The sequence below is a fragment of the Curtobacterium sp. ME12 genome (genome assembly GCF_903970855.1).
Lineage (GTDB): Bacteria > Actinomycetota > Actinomycetes > Actinomycetales > Microbacteriaceae > Curtobacterium > Curtobacterium poinsettiae_A.
This window is the reverse complement of sequence record NZ_CAJCKD010000002.1, coordinates 44,198-63,883: the sequence shown is the minus strand read 5'-3', so window position 1 is coordinate 63,883 and position 19,686 is coordinate 44,198. Positions and strand designations below refer to the sequence as shown.

General features: G+C 70.0%; 15 protein-coding genes. 8 read left to right on the top strand and 7 right to left on the bottom strand.

What is annotated here, in order from left to right; genetic code table 11:
• The first annotated feature begins 32 nt into the window (after positions 1 to 32).
• A complete protein-coding gene (locus H7A73_RS01700) occupies positions 33 to 335 on the top strand; it encodes a DUF427 domain-containing protein (RefSeq protein WP_027466755.1) in 303 nt (100 codons plus the stop codon).
• 30 nt (positions 336 to 365) lie between these two features.
• On the opposite strand, the gene H7A73_RS01695 is transcribed toward H7A73_RS01700, so the two are convergent.
• From H7A73_RS01695 to H7A73_RS01670, 6 genes are all read right to left on the bottom strand, one after another.
• Complete coding sequence (locus tag H7A73_RS01695; protein WP_182064384.1) at positions 366 to 1,625, bottom strand: Nramp family divalent metal transporter; 1,260 nt, start codon at positions 1,623 to 1,625, stop codon at positions 366 to 368.
• A 217-nt stretch (positions 1,626 to 1,842) separates the two neighbouring features.
• Positions 1,843 to 2,538, bottom strand: coding sequence for a CGNR zinc finger domain-containing protein (locus H7A73_RS01690; RefSeq protein ID WP_182064383.1), 696 nt, complete (start codon positions 2,536 to 2,538; stop codon positions 1,843 to 1,845).
• A 47-nt stretch (positions 2,539 to 2,585) separates the two neighbouring features.
• Positions 2,586 to 3,077 carry a SprT-like domain-containing protein gene (locus H7A73_RS01685; RefSeq protein ID WP_182064382.1) on the bottom strand — a complete coding sequence of 164 codons (492 nt, stop codon included), beginning with the start codon at positions 3,075 to 3,077 and terminating at the stop codon, positions 2,586 to 2,588.
• Positions 3,074 to 3,904: a hypothetical protein gene (locus H7A73_RS01680; protein ID WP_182064381.1), complete on the bottom strand. Its 831-nt coding sequence runs from the start codon at positions 3,902 to 3,904 to the stop codon at positions 3,074 to 3,076. Before H7A73_RS01680 ends, H7A73_RS01685 begins: the two co-directional genes overlap by 4 nt.
• 141 nt (positions 3,905 to 4,045) lie before the next feature.
• On the bottom strand, positions 4,046 to 4,804 hold the full coding sequence (locus H7A73_RS01675) for a DUF4064 domain-containing protein (protein WP_182064380.1): 759 nt from the start codon (positions 4,802 to 4,804) through the stop codon (positions 4,046 to 4,048).
• 108 nt (positions 4,805 to 4,912) lie between these two features.
• Positions 4,913 to 5,755, bottom strand: a complete 843-nt coding sequence (locus tag H7A73_RS01670; protein WP_182064379.1) for a spermidine synthase — start codon at positions 5,753 to 5,755, stop codon at positions 4,913 to 4,915.
• Between the two features lie 130 nt (positions 5,756 to 5,885).
• Between H7A73_RS01670 and H7A73_RS01665 the strand changes: the two genes are divergently transcribed.
• The 6 genes from H7A73_RS01665 to rpoC all read left to right on the top strand — a co-directional run bounded on the left by H7A73_RS01665 (position 5,886) and on the right by rpoC (position 17,075).
• Positions 5,886 to 6,407 carry a hypothetical protein gene (locus H7A73_RS01665; RefSeq protein ID WP_182064378.1) on the top strand — a complete coding sequence of 174 codons (522 nt, stop codon included), beginning with the start codon at positions 5,886 to 5,888 and terminating at the stop codon, positions 6,405 to 6,407.
• Positions 6,404 to 7,618 (top strand): sensor histidine kinase, encoded by a 1,215-nt coding sequence (locus tag H7A73_RS01660; RefSeq protein ID WP_182064377.1) that lies wholly within the window; start codon positions 6,404 to 6,406, stop codon positions 7,616 to 7,618. Before H7A73_RS01665 ends, H7A73_RS01660 begins: the two co-directional genes overlap by 4 nt.
• Positions 7,615 to 8,292: a response regulator transcription factor gene (locus H7A73_RS01655; RefSeq protein WP_182064376.1), complete on the top strand. Its 678-nt coding sequence runs from the start codon at positions 7,615 to 7,617 to the stop codon at positions 8,290 to 8,292. The genes H7A73_RS01660 and H7A73_RS01655 overlap by 4 nt, the downstream gene beginning before the upstream one ends.
• Before the next feature lie 331 nt (positions 8,293 to 8,623).
• Positions 8,624 to 9,259: a hypothetical protein gene (locus H7A73_RS01650; protein WP_182064375.1), complete on the top strand. Its 636-nt coding sequence runs from the start codon at positions 8,624 to 8,626 to the stop codon at positions 9,257 to 9,259.
• Between the two features lie 401 nt (positions 9,260 to 9,660).
• On the top strand, positions 9,661 to 13,149 hold the full coding sequence (rpoB, locus tag H7A73_RS01645) for a DNA-directed RNA polymerase subunit beta (RefSeq protein WP_182064374.1): 3,489 nt from the start codon (positions 9,661 to 9,663) through the stop codon (positions 13,147 to 13,149).
• Positions 13,150 to 13,193: 44 nt separating this feature from the next.
• Positions 13,194 to 17,075 carry a DNA-directed RNA polymerase subunit beta' gene (gene rpoC, locus H7A73_RS01640; RefSeq protein WP_111191875.1) on the top strand — a complete coding sequence of 1,294 codons (3,882 nt, stop codon included), beginning with the start codon at positions 13,194 to 13,196 and terminating at the stop codon, positions 17,073 to 17,075.
• A 129-nt stretch (positions 17,076 to 17,204) separates the two neighbouring features.
• On the opposite strand, the gene H7A73_RS01635 is transcribed toward rpoC, so the two are convergent.
• Positions 17,205 to 17,600, bottom strand: coding sequence for a VOC family protein (locus H7A73_RS01635; RefSeq protein WP_071245506.1), 396 nt, complete (start codon positions 17,598 to 17,600; stop codon positions 17,205 to 17,207).
• Between the two features lie 400 nt (positions 17,601 to 18,000).
• On the opposite strand from H7A73_RS01635, the gene H7A73_RS01630 reads away from it, so the two are divergent.
• Positions 18,001 to 19,668, top strand: coding sequence for a GspE/PulE family protein (locus H7A73_RS01630; RefSeq protein ID WP_182064373.1), 1,668 nt, complete (start codon positions 18,001 to 18,003; stop codon positions 19,666 to 19,668).
• The last annotated feature ends 18 nt before the right edge of the window (positions 19,669 to 19,686 follow it).

Genomic DNA, 19,686 nt, shown 5'->3' with positions numbered 1-19,686 from the left:
GTCACGGAACCAGCGAGCGAAGGAGCAACGCCATGAAGGCAGTCGTCGGCGACACGGTGATCGCGGAGGCCCCCGAAGAGGACCTCATCAAGATCGAGGGCAACTGGTACTTCCCGCCGTCGAGCGTGAAGACCGAGCTCTTCACCGAGAGCCCCACCCAGTACCACTGCCCGTGGAAGGGCGACACCCAGTACTTCACGGTCAACGTCGACGGACAGGCGCTGCAGGACCGCGCGTGGTCGTACCCGACGCCGATCCCGTCGTCGTTCGACCGCGTCGGCAAGGACTACTCGGGCTACGTCGCGTTCTGGAAGGACGTCCAGGTCGTCGAGTGACGACCGCCCGTCACCCTGACCGGTCGTGCCTCAGCCGGTCAGGGTGAGCACGACCAGTGCGACGTTGAGCGCCACGATGACCGTCGCGATCACCCACGCCACCACGCGGGTGGTCGCGGCGTTCACGTCGGTCCCCATCACGCTCCGTCGCGAGGTGTAGACCACCAGGGGCACGATCGCGAAGGCGATCCCGAAGCTCAGCACCACCTGGCTGACGACGAGCAGCATCGTCGCGTCGGCGTTCAGCGCGAGCAGCACGATCGCCGGCACCAGGGTGATCGCGCGCCGGGCCACGAGTGGGATCCGCACGTGCAGCAGGCCCTTCATGATCTCCGCGCCGGCCATGCAGCCCACCGAGGTCGAGGCCAGGCCGGACGCGAGCAGGCCCACGGCGAAGAGCACCCCGACGACCGGGCCGACGTTCTCGGCGATGGCGCGCTGCGCGCCGGGGATGGAGTCGGTGCCCTCGACGCCCGGCAGGGTGGCCGCGGCGAGGACGAGCATCGCGATGTTCACCCCACCCGCGACGATCAGCGCGAGCCCGACGTCCCACCGGGTCGCGACGAGCACCCGGCGACGCTCCGGCCCGGCGGGGACGTCCCCGTGGCGGTCCCGGGCGAGCGCCGAGTGCAGGTACACCGCGTGCGGCATCACGGTCGCGCCGAGCATCGAGGCCGCGAGCAGCACCGAGCCGGCACCCTCGAACCGCGGCACGAGCCCGGCGACGAGATCGGCCGGAGACACCCGGGCGAACAGCAGCCCGGCGCAGAAGCCCACCGTCAGGATCGCGAGCATCGCCGTCACCACGGTCTCGAACAGCCGCGTGCCCCGGCGGCTGTGCAGGGTCAGCAGGAGCATCGAGACGAGCCCGGTGATGATCCCACCGACCACGAGCGGCAGGTCGAAGAGCAGGTAGAGCGCCAGCGCGCCGCCGATCACCTCGGCGATGTCGGTCGCGGCGGCGACGATCTCGGCCTGGCCCCAGAACAGCAGACGTGGGGTGCGCCGCATCCGCAGGCCCAGGTGCTCGGGCAGCGACTTCCCCGTCACCACGCCGAGCTTGGCGGACAGGTACTGCACCACCACGGCACTGGCGTTCGCGGCCACGAGCACCCAGAGCAGCAGGTACCCGTACTCGGCCCCGGCGGTCAGGTTGGCGGCGACGTTGCCGGGGTCGACGTACGCGATGGCCGCCACGAAGGCCGGTCCGAGCAGGGTGAGCCCGGCTGCACGACGACGCGGGGCACCGGATGGGTGCTCGTCGAGCCGGGGGTTGGCAGTGTCGGTCATGCACCGATCCTGTCAGAGAATTCGGCACGCCGAATCTTTTTCTTCGTCGCTTGTGGCTCGCCGCTCGCCGCTCGCCGCTCGCGCGTGTGTGTGTCGCGTGGTCACGACCCGTCGGCTGGGACGCCGCCAGCAGACGGTCGGTGACCGCTCGGCGGAGGTGCGCGGGGTGTCGCGATTCGCCCCTCCCGGACGACGAGGGGAAGGTGTCAGCTCCTGGTCACTCCGTGGCGCGGCGGGCGCGGTGCGCCCGGACCTTCGCACGGTTGCCGCACCGCTGCATCGAGCACCAGCGCCTGGTCCCGCCGCGCGACGAGTCGTAGAACACCAGGCCGCAGTCCTCGGCCGAGCACCGGCTCAGCCGCGTCGGCCGGCCGTCGGCCTCGACGTCGTCGAAGCCGACCTCGGTGAAGAGCGCGACGGCATCGCGCGCCACGCTCGACAGGGCCTGCGCCAGGCGGACCCGGTTGGCCCCGGCGCGGCGTCGGCCACCCGGGAGGCTCGGGGGCACGTCCGGCAGGGCGGCGAACAGGTTGACGGTGTCGATGTCGTCGGGCGCGGGGCGCGTGCGGCCGGCCCCGGCACGCAGGCCCGCCGCCACGGCGGTGCGTTCCGCGGCGGTGCTCGCCGGCGCGGGGGCGGCGGCCACGGCGAGCCGCGCGATCGCGGCACGCAGGGCGCGGGCGTCCTGCAGCTCGCGGGCGCTGGCACCGACGTCGATCGGCTCGGTGTGCTCGCTGAGCCACTCGTCCAGGTCGGCCGGGCTCGCGAGCAGCTCCCCGAGCTGCGACCGCGGTCGGCGTCCGGCGGTGTCGTCGGCGAAGCCACCCGTGTGCGCGAAGTCGAGCGCGATCCGTCCGGCGTCGAAGAACCAGGAGGAACCGGCGTCCGTGCGGATGTGCTGCCCCGTGTGCATCCGCCCAGGCTAACGGGTTACCGGCGCGCCTCCGTGCGTCGGGACCCTCATGCGGTAGTCGACGCCATCGTGGCCGCGTCGTCGTCCGCGGTCCGGCGCCGCCACGTGATGACGTTCCGGGCGTCGAACCGCCGGGAACAGCGGGCGCAGGCCAGGGGACGGGTGGGCGTGCGGTACCGGAAGTGCTCGTGTCCCGCGGGGCAGGTGCCGATCCACGGGGCGAGCTCGCTGGCGATCGGCCCGTCGTGCAGCCTGGAGCCGGTGTACCCGATCGCCGCGGCCGTGCGCTTCCACTTGGGTCCGTGTGCTGCCCGGGCGCCGGCGAGGGCGTGCGCGACCTCGTGCAGCAGGACCTGTTCGACGTCGTCGTCGGAGAACCGGGTGGCCAGGTGTCGGCTCACCGTGATCCGCTTCCGCGCGAAGTCGCACTGCCCTGCGCGGGTCTTGGCGTGGTCGAACCCGAACGCCCACGTCCCGGCGCCGAGGTGTTCGGCGATGAGCGCTCCGGCGCGGAGCCGGACGGTCTCGAGTGCGGTCACTGCTCGGCGCGCGGGTCGGCCTGGCCCTTCTGAGCTGCCCGGGCCGCGATCCGGCCCCAGATGTCGTCGGCCTCGGTCCGTGCGGCGTCGGGTGCGCCGAGCACGCGGCGGCGGATCGGTGGGACCTGCTTCACCGGCTCGGCGACGCGGGTGGTCGGTTCGTCGTCCTCGGCACGGCGGGCGGCGACCTCGCGGGCGGTCCGCGGCTTGTCCGACGGTTCCGCCGGGTTCGTGATCGAGGCCCGCATCGCGGCCTCGACCGCGGTGCGCAGCGCGTCGGTGCGCTCGGACGGCGCCCCCGCCTGCCGGAAGGCCTGGTACGCCCGCGACAGTGCGGCGCGAGCCTCGTCGAAGCGGTCGTTCTCGAACAGCGACCAGCCCTCGATCTCGGCTGCGGCGCCCTCGAGTTCGGGCCACTCCTCGGTGGCGGCGGTGTCGCGGGCCATGGCGGCCTCGCTGGCGGCGCGGTCGTGCCGCCCGAGGTCGTGCAGGACGTGCGCCCGACGGATCCGCGCGGCGACCTTGTCCTGGCGCTCCCCGGTGAACATCGCGAGGCGGAACACCTCTTCCGCGATGACGAGCGACTCGTCCAGACGACCGAGCAGGCGGAGGAGCTCGGCCCGTTCGGCGAGGGCGTCGGTGCTGCGGCTCTGGCCGAGGTCACGGAGCCGCTGGTGCACGGCGTCGACGTCGACCGCGGGTCGCAGGCTGATGGGCGCGAAGGTGCTGCCCGGGCTGACCCCGGCCGTCACGGGAGCCGCGTGGCGCGGTTCACGGGAACGGTCGGACAGGTCGGGCTGCTGGCGGTCGTCGGGCGGGAGGGACATCGGTTCGAGGGTAGCCGCGGTCTCCCGGGAGCGGTCGGTGCGACGCGCTCAGGTTGCACGCCTGCGGCGGTCCGCGCGTGCCCTCCGGGACGACGAACGGCCCGCCGTGCCGGAGCACGACGGGCCGTTCGGAGTGGTCGATCAGGAGTTGGCGCCCACGGCGGCGGCAGCGGCCACGCCGGCGTAGGTGACGAACGTGGCGATGGTCGCGACGACCGCCAGGACGATCGCCAGGATGCCCCAGACACGACCGCGCTTGGCGACGGCCGCGATGATGCCCTGCACGAGTGCCCAGAGTCCGAGGAACGCGGCGATGCCGATCACGGCGACTCCGCCCACGAGCTGCGAGCGGACGTCCGGGTCGCTCATGACCTCGCTCTGCATCTGCTCTGGCGTGAGGTTCGTCGAACCGTTCTGCGTGATCTGGTCGAGCACACCGCTGTTGCTGATGGCCGAACCCATGATGTAGCCACCGATGACGCCGAGCACGAGCGCGAGCAGGCCGAGCACGAAGGCGATGATGCCGACGGTCTTCTTCTTCTTGGGCTTCGGCTCGTCGTGGCTCTGCCAGGCCGGGGCGCCGGAGTGGGCGGGCGCGGCGGCGTACGGCTGCTGGTCGTGGTGCTGGTCGTGGTGCTGGTCGTGGCGCTGCTGGTCGTTCCAGCTCGGCGTGCTCGACGGCTGGCCGTACTGCTGCTCGCCCTGCCCGGACTGCTGCCCGTACTGCTGCTGGCCCTGCCCGTACTGCTCGCCGTACTGCGGGGTCGAGGTCGGCGCCGGGTCCACCCGCTCGCCGTACCGCGGGGCATCGGCGTCGGGCTGCTGCTGCGGGGCGTCGCCCCAGCGCGGCGCCTGGCCGTCGCCCGTCCGGTCCTGGTCGTTCCGGTCGTCGTTCGTCATCAGGGTTCCCATCGCTCGGTCGCGCAGCTGCGCGGTCGTTCAGACCATCCTGACAGCCGGACCCGCCGAGCGCCCGAAGTCCGTCCCCGGTGACACCCCGGGCGGGCGTCAGCCCCCGAACACGCTCCGGTTCGGCTCGGGCGACGCGACCGCCGTCTGGTCGGTGACGATCGGCGCCCCGGCGATGAACGCCCCGAGCTCCGCACCGTGCACGACCTTCGCCGGCATCGGGTCGGACGAGTACCGCCTGGGCATGTCCGCCACCGGCAGGTCGGTCGGCGACCCGAGCAGCACGATGTTCCCGAACCGGCGGCCCTTGAGCATGCCGGTGTCCGCGACCGCGGCGACCGACGGCAGCACCGACTGCAGCGTCGAGGCCTGCCCGCGGGCGAACGCCAACCCGGCGCCGTCGGCCACGTTCACCGCGACGATGCCGGTCGGCGACAGGAACGCGGCGACCTCGCGGTAGAACTCGACGCTCGTCACGTGGGCGGGGATCTGCGAACCGCCGAAGACGTCCACCACGGCCAGGTCCACGGTGCCGCGGAGTCCGGCGGGCAGCTTGCCGAGGACCTCCCGGGCGTCGCCGTACCGCACCCGGATCGACGCGCCGCGGGGGAACGGCAGGGCCTCCCGCACGTGCTCGACCAGGTCGCGCTCGAGCTCGATCACCTGCTGCCGCGAGCCCGGGCGGGTCACCGCGACGTAGCGGGGCAGGGTGAGGGCGCCGGCGCCCAGGTGCAGCGCCGTGATCGGGCCGTCCGGCAGCAGGTCGATCGCGTGCCCGATCCGCCGGATGTACTCGAACGCCAGGTGGGTCGGGTCCTCGAGGTCCACGTGCGACTGCGGGGTGCCGTCCACCACCAGGGTGAAGGACCCCGGGCGGTGCCGGTCCGGCTCCACCACCGAGTACCCCGCACCGATCCGGAACCCGTCGAACGCATCACCCATGCGGTCAATGGAACACCACCGCGATCACCACCCGCGTCCCCACCCCTGGTTGGTGTGCCCGCGGGCCACCCGGAACGAGGCTGGTCGCACCGGTCGGGACAGCCCGCCGGACCACTTCGAAAGGCACACCATGTCGGTCCAGCTCCTCGCGAACGTGCTCATCGGCCTCGCCCTCGTCGGCTTCCTGGCGTACCGGCAGGCGACCTGGCGGTCCCTCGACCCGGCGCGCATCTGGCGGGGACCGCTCGTCATGGCGATCGTCGGCGTGGTCGTCCTCGCACAGACCACGACGACCGTCACCACCACCGACGTCGTGTTCCTCGGCCTCGAGGCCCTGCTCACCGTCGCCGTCGGCATCGCGATGGGGGCGATGACCCGGTTCCGCACCGTCACGACCCCGGACGACAGGGGCCGCACCCTGCAGTCCCGCACGGGCTGGCTCGGCGCCGCGCTCTGGATCGTCCTGATCGCCGCCCGCGTCGGGCTCGACGTCCTCGGCGACCACCTCGGCGCACACCTGCTCACCTCGACCGGCACGATCCTGCTCGTGCTCGCCCTGAACCGTGCCGCCCGTGCCCTGGTCGTCGACCAGCGCATCCCCCGCGGCGGCGACCGGTCGGAGGCCGCTCACCGCGGCATGATGGTGCGGTGAGCCTGCCGACCGACCCGGACCGGACCGACCCCGCCGGGGTCCGGTCCCGCTCGGTGCTCTCCTGGGGGCTCAACGCCGTCGGGATCGCCGTGGTCGCCTCCTGGTTCGTCCGGGACGGCCTCCTGCTCCACCACCCGGCGTGGGTCTGGGTCGTCGGGGCCGTGGCGCTCGGCGCCTGGGCCGTCCGCGAAGGGGCACGCACACCCCGTGTGCTGGTCGTCGCCGCCGGTGTGATGGTCGCCGCCGGATCGCTCACCGTGGTGCCGACCGACTCGCTCCTGGTCGTCCCGGTGATCGTCGGACTCGTCGTCCTCGGCGCCGACCTCCGCCTGCCGGTGTGGACGGCGGCGGTCGCCGCGCTCGCCGCCGTCGTGGTGGTGGCCAGCACCGCGACGCTCGAGCAGACGTCGGTGCAGTTCGTCCTCGGCGTGAGCGGCGGGCTCCTGCTCGGCGTGCTCGCCGGCTTCAGCCGTCGGCAGGTCCGGATCACGACGGCGCAGGCCCGCGAGACCGAGCGGCAGCAGCAGCGCGCACGGCTCCTCGCCGACCGGTCACGGGCGTCCCGGGACATCCACGACGTCCTCGCCCACTCGCTCGGCGGCCTGGTCCTGCAGCTCGACGCGGTCCAGGCCCTGCTCGAGGCCGGCCGCGTCGACGAGGCCACCCGCCGGGCCGGCGAAGCGCGCGCGCTGGCCGCGGACGGTCTGGCCGAGGCGCGGCGTGCGGTGCACGCGCTCCGCGACGAGCCGCAGCCCGGCCAGCCGGAGCCGACCCGTGCCTCCAGTCCGTCCGCCGACCACGCGTCGGGCCTGACGGCCCTGCTCGACGCGCACCGCTCGTTCGGCGGCGAGGTCGTCGTGCAGGGCGACGTGACCCTCGCGGTCCTCGACGAGGCCCACCGGGCCGCCGTGGTCCAGGTCGTCCGGGAGGCCCTCAGCAACGCCCGCAGGCACGCTCCCGGCCGCCCCGTGTCCCTGTCCGTGATCCGGGACGGCGACGCCGTGGACGTCGTCGTGGCCAACCCGCTGCCGAGCGGTGGACAGGGGGTGCTCGGGATGCGCGAGCGGTTCGCGGAACTCGGCAGCGAGGCCACGGTGGAGGCCGAGCGTTCCGACGACGAGTTCGTCGTCGTCATGCACCTGCCCGTCGACGACCCGGTCGATCCGGGGACCGCGGACGCTGCGGTCGCCGTCGAGGACGACCGCTCGTGACCATCCGGGTGCTCGTGGTCGACGACCAGGCCATCGTCCGCGACGGCCTGGTGACGGTGCTGTCGCTCGTGCCCGACCTGCAGGTCGTCGGGCAGGCGGCGGACGGTGCCGAGGCGATCGCCGCCGTCGACCTGCACTCGCCGGACGTCGTCCTGATGGACCTGCGGATGCCGGGTGTCGACGGACCGACCGCCACCGCGCGGATCGTCGCCGAGCACCCCGGGGTGGCGGTCCTGGTGCTGACGACCTACGCCGACGACGACTCCGTCGTCACCGCGCTGCGGGCGGGTGCCCGCGGCTACCTGACGAAGGACGCCGGGCGGGCGGAGATCGCGACCGCGGTGCGTGCGGTGGCCGCCGGGCAGTCGACCTTCGACGCGACCGTGGGGGCGCGGCTGGTGGCGCGCCTCGCCGGTGGTGCCGCTGCCGCTGCCGGTGCCGGTTCCGCTCCGCCTGCGTCACCCGATCCCGGTCCGCCGCTCGGTGCGCGGTTCCCGGACCTCACCCCGCGCGAGGTGGACGTCCTCGAGCGGATCGCGGACGGCCGGACGAACCCGCAGATCGCCGCCGAGCTGTTCCTGACGGTGCCCACCGTGAAGTCGTACGTGAACCAGGTGTTCGCGAAGCTCGGGGTCCGGACCCGCGCGGAGGCCGTCGCCCGCGTCCTGCGCTGACCGTCGGCAGCACCCCTCGTCCCCAGGCGGCGCACTGCGGACACGTGAATGCGTACACATGGACGACCAGCGGACGCCAAGACTCGTTGCGTACCGTTGACGCCTGTCGTCACGACGCCAGAGCGTCGATGCGTGTGTGCCCCACACACCACGCGTCCGCCCGGACACCGTGACCACGACGTGCCCGTGAGCGACCCCACCGCTCGAGCGTGCGCGTCGTCGGCGTGCTGCTGCGCGCCACCCCTCCGGTCACCCGCGCGCGCTGGCCGTCGAACGCACCGCACCCGATGACGAGTGCACCACTGCTGATCCGCCGCAGGAGACCTCCGTCATGACCGCCGACACCATGAGCGTGCCCACCGCACGCCTCGCCGACCCGGACACCCACCGGTCCGGAACCCGACCCACCCGGGTGGTCCGGGCCTCCCGGCCGTCCCGCGCCGCCCATCCGTCCCGCGCCGCCCTGCCGTTCCACGCCGACCGCGAGACGGCGCCCACCTGGATGCGGGTCGTCGGCACGACGCTGCTCCTCGGTGGCGCCGGCCTGTCCGCCGCCGTGCTCGGCTGGCCCGGGGACGCGCCGGAGATCGCCCTGCTGGTGCCGGCCCTGCTCGCCGTCGCCCTCGGGTCGCTGCTCCTGCTCGCCCGTGCCGGGTTCACCGTCACCGAGCGGCACGTGACCCTGCACTTCCGTCCGCTCCCGCCGCGGCGCATCCCGCGCCGGCGGATCACCGACGTCCGTCTGGTCGAGGCGGACGCGGCCACCTACGGTGGCGTCGGCCTGCGGATCCGTCGCGGCGAGCGTGCGCTCATCCTCACGCCCGGGCTCGGGATCGAGCTCACCGACGACCGGGGCCGGGTCACGTTCGTCCGCACACGTCGCCCGGAGGACGCGTTCCGTGCGCTGGCGGGACTGCCGGGCGGGCCGGGAGGCGCGGACTACAGCGAGCGCGAGCGCCTCGGCTGATCGGGGGCTCCGCTGATCCGGAACCCTGCTGACCGCGGGAATGGAAGCGGCGTGTGGTGGCTTATACACGCCACTGCCGAATCCGGTCAAGCCGGGACTGGACAGCGCGCCACGGAGCGAACTATGATGACAGTTCGCGCTCCCTGGCATCCGTGTCGTCATATTGCGGTCGACGCAGAGTTCTGAGACAGAAACTCATCTCGCCCTGGTGCAGCCGGACCCGTATATGGCGGCGGGTACCGCTCACGGAGATCATCCCACACGTGCACCGACGTTCCGCGTCAGGCACGCGTCGGCGTGGTCGCAGGGCTTGCATCTCAGGGTTCGCCGAGCGATCAATCCACTCACCTACACACTGCTCGTCAGTGTCGGCCCGACGGGGCCTACCGGAGGTCACACCCTTGGCTGCTGCGCCCAACGCATCCACCAACCCCAAGAACGGTCGCAACCACTCGCGACTCTCGTTCGCCAAGATCACGGACACCCTCACGGTTCCTGATCTGCTCGCACTCCAGACGGAGAGCTTCGACTGGCTCGTCGGCAACGACGTCTGGAAGGCCCGCCTCGCCGAAGGGCAGGAGCAGGGTCGTACCGACCTCGCGCTGCACTCGGGGCTCGAGGAGATCTTCGAGGAGATCTCCCCGATCGAGGACCTCGGCGAGACCATGCAGCTCTCGTTCACCGCGCCGGAGCTCGAAGACCCGAAGTACTCGATCGACGACTGCAAGGAGCGCGGCAAGACCTACGCCGCTCCGCTGTACGTCAACGCCGAGTTCATGAACCACATGACGGGTGAGATCAAGACGCAGACGGTCTTCATGGGCGACTTCCCGCTCATGACCGAACGCGGCACGTTCATCATCAACGGCACCGAGCGCGTCGTCGTGTCGCAGCTCGTCCGTTCGCCCGGCGTGTACTTCGAGCGCCAGCAGGAGAAGACCTCCGACAAGGACATCTACTCGGCGCGGATCATCCCGTCGCGTGGTGCCTGGCTCGAGTTCGAGATCGACAAGCGCGACCAGGTGGGCGTGCGCATCGACCGCAAGCGCAAGCAGTCCGTGACCGTCTTCCTCAAGGCCCTCGGCCTGACGAGCGAAGAGATCATGGACGAGTTCCAGGGCTTCGCGTCGATCGAGTCGACCCTCGAGAAGGACGCCGTCCTCACGAAGGAAGAGGCGCTCAAGGACATCTACCGCAAGCTCCGTCCGGGCGAGCAGGTCGCTGCCGAGGCCGCGCGTGCGCTCCTCGACAACTTCTACTTCAACCCGAAGCGCTACGACCTGGCGAAGGTCGGCCGCTACAAGGTCAACCGCAAGCTCGGCATGGACGCCCCGCTGTCCGACTCGGTGCTCACCGTCAAGGACATCGTCGCGACGATCAAGTACCTGGTGTCGCTGCACGCTGAGCGCACCACGATCGACGGCGTCCGTGACGGCGAGCCGGTGCAGCTGCGCCTCGACGTGGACGACATCGACCACTTCGGCAACCGTCGCATCCGCGCCGTCGGCGAGCTCATCCAGAACCAGGTCCGCACGGGTCTGTCCCGCATGGAGCGCGTCGTCCGCGAGCGCATGACCACGCAGGACATCGAGGCGATCACGCCCCAGACGCTCATCAACGTGCGCCCGGTCGTCGCCGCGATCAAGGAGTTCTTCGGAACGTCCCAGCTGTCGCAGTTCATGGACCAGAACAACCCGCTCGCGGGTCTGACGCACAAGCGTCGTCTCTCGGCCCTCGGCCCGGGTGGTCTGTCCCGTGAGCGTGCCGGCGTCGAGGTCCGTGACGTCCACCCGTCGCACTACGGCCGCATGTGCCCGATCGAGACCCCGGAAGGCCCGAACATCGGCCTGATCGGTTCGCTCGCGTCGTTCGGTCGGATCAACTCCTTCGGCTTCATCGAGACCCCGTACCGTCGCGTCGTCAACGGCGAGGTCACGAAGACCATCGACTACCTCACCGCTTCGGAAGAGGACGACTTCGTCGTCGCGCAGGCCAACGCCCCGCTGACGAACGACTTCCACTTCGCCGACGACAAGGTGCTCGTCCGCAAGAAGGGTGGCGAGGTCGAACTCGTCGCCAAGGACGAGGTCGACTACATGGACGTCTCCCCGCGCCAGATGGTGTCGGTCGCGACGTCGCTCATCCCGTTCCTCGAGCACGACGACGCGAACCGTGCCCTCATGGGTGCGAACATGCAGCGTCAGGCCGTCCCGCTGCTCCGTTCCGAGTCGCCGCTCGTCGGCACCGGCATGGAGGGCTACACGGCCATCGACGCCGGCGACGTCGTCACCGCCGACAAGGCCGGTGTCGTCTCCGAGGTCTCGGCCGACGCCGTCACCCTGCAGCTCGACGAGGGCGGCACGCAGACCTACTACCTGCGCAAGTTCGACCGCTCCAACCAGGGCACGAGCTACAACCACCGCGTCATCGTCTCCGCAGGCGAGCGCGTGGAGCAGGGCGAGGTCATCGCCGACGGTCCCGCGACGGAGAACGGCGAGCTCGCGCTCGGCAAGAACCTCCTCGTCGCGTTCATGCCGTGGGAGGGCTACAACTACGAGGACGCGATGATCCTGTCGCAGAACCTCATCAAGGACGACACGCTCTCCTCGATCCACATCGAGGAGTACGAGGTCGACGCCCGCGACACGAAGCTCGGCAAGGAGGAGATCACCCGTGACCTCCCCAACGTCAGCCCGGACCTGCTGGCCGACCTCGACGAGCGCGGCATCATCCGCATCGGTGCCGAGGTCCGCCCCGGCGACATCCTCGTCGGCAAGGTCACGCCGAAGGGCGAGACCGAGCTGAGCGCCGAGGAGCGTCTGCTCCGTGCCATCTTCAACGAGAAGTCGCGCGAAGTCCGCGACACCTCGCTCAAGGTGCCCCACGGTGAAGAGGGCACGATCATCGGCGTCAAGGTGTTCGACTCGCAGGACGGTGACGACGAACTCGGCTCCGGTGTCAACCAGCGCGTGGTCGTCTACATCGCCCAGAAGCGCAAGATCACCGCGGGTGACAAGCTCGCCGGTCGTCACGGCAACAAGGGCGTCATCTCGACCATCCTCCCGGTCGAAGACATGCCGTTCCTCGCCGACGGCACCCCCGTCGACATCGTCCTCAACCCGCTCGGCGTCCCCGGCCGCATGAACTTCGGCCAGGTGCTCGAGATCCACCTCGGGTGGCTCGCCAAGCAGGGCTGGAACGTCGAGGGCATCCAGGAGTGGGCTTCCGCCCTCCCCGAGGCGGCCCGCAGCGCCGAGCCCGGCACCAAGGTCGCCACCCCGGTGTTCGACGGTGCGTACGAGCGCGAGATCGAGGGCCTCCTCGACTCGACCCTCCCGAACCGCGACGGCGAGCGCCTGATCGGCTCGTCCGGCAAGGCGCAGCTCTTCGACGGCCGCTCCGGCGAGCCGTTCCCGGAGCCCGTCTCGGTCGGCTACATGTACATCCTCAAGCTGCACCACCTGGTCGACGACAAGATCCACGCGCGTTCGACCGGTCCGTACTCGATGATCACGCAGCAGCCGCTGGGTGGTAAGGCGCAGTTCGGTGGACAGCGATTCGGTGAGATGGAGGTGTGGGCGCTCGAAGCGTACGGCGCCGCCTACGCCCTCCAGGAGCTCCTGACGATCAAGTCCGACGACATCCTCGGCCGCGTGAAGGTCTACGAGGCGATCGTCAAGGGCGAGAACATCCAGGAACCCGGCATCCCCGAGTCCTTCAAGGTCCTCATGAAGGAGATGCAGTCGCTCTGCCTGAACGTCGAGGTCCTCTCGGCCGACGGCCAGGCGGTCAGCCTGCGCGACAACGATGACGAGGTCTTCCGCGCTGCGGAGGAGCTGGGCATCAACATCTCCTCGCGGTTCGAGTCGTCCTCCGTCGACGACATCTGATCCCGCCCGTACATCGAAGCCTGAATCAGCAAGAGAGAAGAACATTGCTCGAAGCAACTTCCTTTGACGCCATTCGGATCGGCCTCGCGACCGCCGAGGACATCCGTCAGTGGTCGTACGGCGAGGTCAAGAAGCCGGAGACCATCAACTACCGCACCCTGAAGCCCGAGAAGGACGGTCTGTTCGGCGAGCAGATCTTCGGTCCTTCCCGCGACTGGGAGTGCGCCTGCGGCAAGTACAAGCGTGTCCGGTTCAAGGGCATCGTCTGCGAGCGCTGCGGCGTCGAGGTCACCAAGTCCTCGGTCCGTCGTGAGCGCATGGGCCACATCGAGCTCGCTGCCCCCGTCACGCACATCTGGTACTTCAAGGGCGTCCCGTCGCGCCTCGGGTACCTCCTCGACATGGCGCCGAAGGACCTCGAGAAGGTCATCTACTTCGCGGCGTACATGATCATCGACATCGATGAAGAGGGCCGTCACGCGGACATGCCGGGACTCGAGAACGAGATGCGTCTCGAGATCAAGACCCTCGAGGGCCAGCGCGACTCGATCATCGCCGACCGCCTCAAGAAGCTCGAGGACGACCTCGCAGCCCTTGAGGAAGAGGGTGCGAAGGCCGACGTCAAGCGCCGCACCAAGGACACCGCCGAGAAGGAGATGTCCCAGGTCCGGAAGTCGTTCGACGAGGACATCACCCGTCTCGAGCGTGTGTGGGAGGACTTCCGCAACCTCAAGGTGGGCGACCTCAAGCCCGAGGACGCCGTCTTCCACGAGCTCCAGGACCGGTTCGGGATCTACTTCGACGCCTACATGGGCGCCGAGGCGATCAAGCTCCGGCTCGAGGCGTTCGACCTGGCCGCCGAGGCCGAGGCACTGCGTCTGCAGATCGCCGAGGGCAAGGGCCAGAAGAAGATCCGCGCGATCAAGCGTCTGCGCGTCGTCAGCTCCTTCCTCGCCACCGGCAACTCGCCGGCCGCGATGGTGCTCGGCGTCGTGCCGGTCATCCCGCCGGAGCTGCGCCCGATGGTGCAGCTCGACGGTGGCCGTTTCGCCACGTCGGACCTCAACGACCTCTACCGTCGTGTGATCAACCGCAACAACCGTCTCCGCCGCCTGCTCGACCTCGGTGCCCCCGAGATCATCGTGAACAACGAGAAGCGCATGCTGCAGGAAGCCGTTGACGCGCTGTTCGACAACGGTCGTCGTGGTCGTCCGGTCACGGGTACCGGCAACCGTGCCCTGAAGTCCCTGAGCGACATGCTCAAGGGCAAGCAGGGTCGTTTCCGCCAGAACCTGCTCGGCAAGCGCGTCGACTACTCGGGCCGTTCGGTCATCATCGTCGGCCCGCAGCTGAAGCTGCACCAGTGCGGTCTGCCCAAGCAGATGGCGCTCGAGCTCTTCAAGCCGTTCGTGATCAAGCGCCTCATCGACCTGTCGCACGCGCAGAACATCAAGTCGGCCAAGCGCATGGTCGAGCGTTCGCGTCCGCAGGTGTGGGACGTGCTCGAGGAGATCATCCGCGAGCGCCCCGTCCTGCTGAACCGTGCGCCGACGCTGCACCGTCTGGGCATCCAGGCGTTCGAGCCGCAGCTCGTCGAGGGCAAGGCCATCCAGCTCCACCCGCTCGTGTGTGCTGCGTTCAACGCGGACTTCGACGGTGACCAGATGGCCGTGCACCTGCCGCTGTCGGTCGAGGCCCAGGCCGAGGCCCGCATCCTGATGCTCGCCTCGAACAACATCCTGAAGCCGTCCGACGGCCGCCCGGTGACCCTGCCCGCACAGGACATGATCATCGGTCTGCACCACCTCACGACCGTCCGCGAGGGCGCCGTGGGCGAGGGTCGTGCGTTCTCGTCGGTGGCCGAGGCGATCCTGGCGAACGACCAGCACACGCTGCACCTCAACGCGATGGTGAAGATCCGCATGACGGGTGTCCACTTCGCCGAGGGTGAAGCACCCGAGGGCTACGAGCAGGGCGACACCGTGCTGCTCGAGACCACCCTGGGCCGTGCGCTCTTCAACGAGACCCTTCCGGCGAACTACCCGTTCGTCCAGAAGGTCACGGACAAGGGCGTGCTCTCCGCGATCGTCAACGACCTCGCCGAGCGCTACTCCAAGACCGAGACGGCCGCTGCGCTCGACCGGATCAAGGACGCCGGCTTCTACTGGGGCACCCGCTCCGGTGTGACCGTCGCCCTGTCGGACGTCGTGACGCCTCCTCGCAAGAAGGAGATCATCGCGGGCTACGAGGTCCAGGCCGCCAAGGTGCAGGGCGAGTTCGACAAGGGTCTGATCACCGACTCCGAGCGTCGCGCCGACCTGATCAAGATCTGGACCGAGGCCACGAACGAGATCGCGCAGGAGATGCGCGACAACTTCCCGGTCGACAACACCATCAACCGCATGGTGTCGTCGGGTGCTCGTGGTAACTGGCTCCAGGTCCGCAACATCGCCGGTATGCGTGGTCTGGTGAACAACCCGAAGGGCGAGATCATCGCCCGCCCGATCATCAACTCGTACCGCGAGGGCCTGACCGTGGCGGAGTACTTCATCGCCACCCACGGTGCTCGGAAGGGTCTTGCCGACACCGCGCTCCGTACCGCGGACTCCGGGTACCTCACCCGTCGTCTCGTGGACGTCTCGCAGGACGTCATCATCCGCGAGGACGACTGCGGCACGACGCGTGGCCTCGAGCTGCCGATCGCGACCGTGGACGCCGACGGCAAGCTCGTCCGCGACCCGCGCGTCGAGAACACCGTGTACTCCCGCACCCTGGCCACCGAGGCCGTGGACGCACAGGGCACGGTCGTGGCAGAGGCCGGTGAGGACGTCGGTGACGTGCTCATCGACAAGCTGCTCGCGGCCGGCGTCGAGAGCATCAAGGTGCGCTCGGTCCTGACCTGCGAGTCCGCCGTCGGTGTCTGCGCGAAGTGCTACGGCCGTTCGCTCGCCACGGGCAACCTCGTCGACATCGGCGAGGCGGTCGGCATCATCGCCGCCCAGTCCATCGGTGAGCCCGGTACCCAGCTGACGATGCGTACCTTCCACACGGGTGGTTCGGCCTCGGCCGACGACATCACCCAGGGTCTCCCGCGTGTCACGGAGCTCTTCGAGGCGCGTACCCCCAAGGGCGCGTCCCCGATCGCCGAGGCCCCCGGCCGCGTCGTGGTCGAGGACACGGACAAGGGTCGTCGGATCATCCTCACGCCGGACAACGGCGACGAGCCGTTCATCTACCCGGTGCTCAAGCGTGCGACGCTCCTCATCGAGGACAACCAGCACGTCGAGCTCGGCGAGCAGTTCATCGCCGGCACCGTCGACCCGAAGGAAGTCCTCCGGGTCAAGGGTGTCCGAGAGGTCCAGAAGCACCTGGTCAACGGTGTGCAGGACGTCTACGGCTCGCAGGGTGTGCCGATCCACGACAAGCACATCGAGGTCATCGTCCGCCAGATGCTCCGCAAGGTCACCGTCGTCGACCACGGCGACACCGACCTGCTGCCGGGTGAGCTCGTCGACCGGTCGCGCTACAACGCGCTGAACCGTGCGGCGCTGCAGGAGGGTCGCAAGACCGCCTCGGCTCGCCAGGAGGTCATGGGCATCACGAAGGCGTCCCTCGCGACCGAGTCGTGGCTGTCCGCCGCTTCCTTCCAGGAGACCACCCGCGTGCTCACGCAGGCGGCCATGGAGGGCAAGCAGGACCACCTCGTCGGCCTCAAGGAGAACGTCATCATCGGTAAGCTCATCCCCGCCGGGACGGGCCTCAGCCGGTACCGCGACGTGGACGTGAACGCGACCGAAGAGGCGAAGGCGGAGCGGTACCCCAACCGCATCTTCGCTGACGACTCGTCGTTCTCGGACGCCGACCTGAGCTTCGTCGACTTCGACAGCTTCTCGTCGGACGACTTCACGCCGGGCACGTATAACTGAGCCTGATGTGATCCCACGAAGGCCCCGTCTCCGCAAGGAGACGGGGCCTTCGTCGTGTCGTCACCACGTGACGGCCTGGAGGCGCGGTGCGGGGCCGCCACGGGCCTCCCGTCCGCCGTGGGGTCGCGGCTAGAGCGCGCGGCCCGCGCCGTTGTCGCGGCCGGAACCGCGACCGGTCTCGTCGACCAGCGAGAACAGGCTCAGCACGTTGCCGTCCGGGTCGCGGACGTCGAACCAGTCGACCGCACCGTCGACGCACTCGACGGGGCCGATGTCGATGCCGAGCGCGCCGATGCGTGCGTGCTGCGCGGCGACGTCGTCGACGCCGAAGCGGACGCTGACCGGGTTCTCCTCGGCCTGTTCGTCGACGTAGAGCTGGATCCAGATGCCGCCGACCTCGTACTCGGCGACGCCGTCCTCGGGCTCGAGGTCCGGCTCGGTGCGCTCGAAGACCGCGCCGTACCAGAGGCAGGACGCCTCGATGTCGCTGACGGGCAACCCCACGGTCACGCTCGTGATGTCCATGTCTCATCATGTGCCCGGGTGGGGGCGCGCGTCGAGAGGGATTCCGCGGTGCCGCGCTGTCCGGCCCGCGTCGGACGGCGGCCTCGTTCCTCAACACCCCTTGTCACGCCGACGTTCTCCACGGACCGCTCGCCAGGGTTCCGGGATCGGTAGGGGGTCCGGGAGGCTGGCGGACATGCATCCTCCGACGACCACCGCGAACCGGCCGAGGCGTCCCCCGGACCGGGGCCGAACCGGTCGTGGACCCCAGTTCTGGGTGCAGCCGGACCCCTTCCGCCCCCTCTTTCTGGGACTGCGGTCGGCCAGCGCCCCAGAAGTAGCGTGGTCGGGCGCCACAACCCTGGTGGCGCATCACCCGACGACGTCTCGCCGTGCGCGAGTCCAAGGAGGCACGGGACTCATGGCGACCCTGTCCGAGATCCTCATCCTGAACGGCGCCCTGCCCATCGAGCACCTCGATGCGATGACGGGCGACGAGGACCTCGACGAGCGCGCCATCCGCGGCCTGGTCGACCAGGGCGTCGTGAGCGAGGCCCAGTTCATCACCGCCCGGGCCGCGTCGAACAACTCGCGCACCGTCCCGTTGAGCGACTACCCCGTCGACGGCACCGCGGTGTCGATCCTGCCGGCGCCGCTGTGCCGGCGTCACGGCGTGCTCGGTGTCGGGTTCGAGGGCGACCTGCTCATCCTCGCGATGGTGAACCCCACGAACGTGCTCGCGATCGACGACGCCCGGACGGCGTCCGGCCGGGCGATCAAGCCGCTGCAGGTCGAGGAGCGCGACCTCGTCGCCGCACTCGACCGGTACCTGCGCGCCGACGACGAACTCAACGACCTGACGTCGTCGCTCGAAGAAGAAGCGTCGACGACCTCGAGTGCGCAGGTCGACATCGCCGACGGTGCCCTCGACGACGTCCCGATCGTCCGCTTCGTGAACCTGCTCGTGTCGCAGGCCATCCAGGACCACGCGTCCGACATCCACATCGAGCCCGGCGAGCACGAGGTCCGGATCCGGTACCGCATCGACGGTGTGCTGCACGAGATGGCACCGGCGCCGAAGAACATCCAGAACGGCGTGATCAGCCGCCTGAAGATCATGAGCGACATCGACATCGCCGAGCGTCGCAAGCCGCAGGACGGCCGCATGTCCGTACGGCACGGCGGCCGGCAGATCGACCTCCGCGTCGCGACGCTGCCCACCGTGTGGGGCGAGAAGGTCGTCATGCGGATCCTCGACAACACGAACACCTCGCTGACCCTCAAGGACCTCAACCTCCTCGAGCAGAACTTCCAGGCGTACCAGCGGTCCTACTCGAAGCCGTACGGCATGATCCTGGTCACCGGTCCCACCGGTTCGGGCAAGTCGACGACGCTGTATACGACCCTCAACGCCGTCGCGAAGCCCGAGATCAACGTCATCACGGTGGAGGACCCGGTCGAGTACCGGATGGCCGGCATCAACCAGGTGCAGGTCAACCCGAAGGCCGGCCTGACGTTCGCGTCCGCGCTCCGCTCGATCCTCCGCTCCGACCCCGACGTCGTGCTGCTCGGTGAGATCCGCGACCACGAGACCGCCCAGATCGCGATCGAGGCCTCGCTCACCGGGCACCTCGTGCTCTCGACCCTGCACACCAACGACGCTCCGTCAGCCGTGACCCGCCTGACCGAGATGGACATCGAGCCGTTCCTGGTCGGGTCCGCCCTCGACTCCGTCGTCGCCCAGCGACTCGCCCGCCGGCTGTGCGACCGGTGCAAGGCGCCAGCCGTGTACGAGATCGAGCAGCTCCAGGCGCTCGGGTTCCTGCGCGCCGGCGACGAGATGCCCGCGTTCTTCGCCCCGGTCGGCTGCGCGGTGTGCTCGAACACCGGTTACCGCGGCCGCATCGCCCTGCACGAGGTCATGACCGTGACCGAGGAGATCGAGCGGCTCGCCGTCGGTCGTGCCTCGAGCGCGGAGATCAGCCGCGTCGCCCAGCAGCAGGGCATGCTCACGCTCCGCCAGGACGGCTTCGAGAAGGTCAAGCTCGGCATGACGAGCGTCGACGAGATCCTGCGCGTCGTCGCGTGACCGGGGAACAGGACGAGC

Excerpts from the sequence above, each read along its gene's own strand:
- H7A73_RS01700 (WP_027466755.1), top strand. The coding sequence starts at position 33 with ATGAAGGCAGTCGTCGGCGACACGGTGATCGCGGAGGCCCCCGAAGAG.
- H7A73_RS01695 (WP_182064384.1), bottom strand. The coding sequence starts at position 1,625 with ATGACCGACACTGCCAACCCCCGGCTCGACGAGCACCCATCCGGTGCC.
- H7A73_RS01690 (WP_182064383.1), bottom strand. The coding sequence starts at position 2,538 with ATGCACACGGGGCAGCACATCCGCACGGACGCCGGTTCCTCCTGGTTC.
- H7A73_RS01680 (WP_182064381.1), bottom strand. The coding sequence starts at position 3,904 with ATGTCCCTCCCGCCCGACGACCGCCAGCAGCCCGACCTGTCCGACCGT.
- H7A73_RS01675 (WP_182064380.1), bottom strand. The coding sequence starts at position 4,804 with ATGACGAACGACGACCGGAACGACCAGGACCGGACGGGCGACGGCCAG.
- H7A73_RS01670 (WP_182064379.1), bottom strand. The coding sequence starts at position 5,755 with ATGGGTGATGCGTTCGACGGGTTCCGGATCGGTGCGGGGTACTCGGTG.
- H7A73_RS01665 (WP_182064378.1), top strand. The coding sequence starts at position 5,886 with ATGTCGGTCCAGCTCCTCGCGAACGTGCTCATCGGCCTCGCCCTCGTC.
- H7A73_RS01650 (WP_182064375.1), top strand. The coding sequence starts at position 8,624 with ATGACCGCCGACACCATGAGCGTGCCCACCGCACGCCTCGCCGACCCG.
- H7A73_RS01635 (WP_071245506.1), bottom strand. The coding sequence starts at position 17,600 with ATGGACATCACGAGCGTGACCGTGGGGTTGCCCGTCAGCGACATCGAG.
- H7A73_RS01630 (WP_182064373.1), top strand. The coding sequence starts at position 18,001 with ATGGCGACCCTGTCCGAGATCCTCATCCTGAACGGCGCCCTGCCCATC.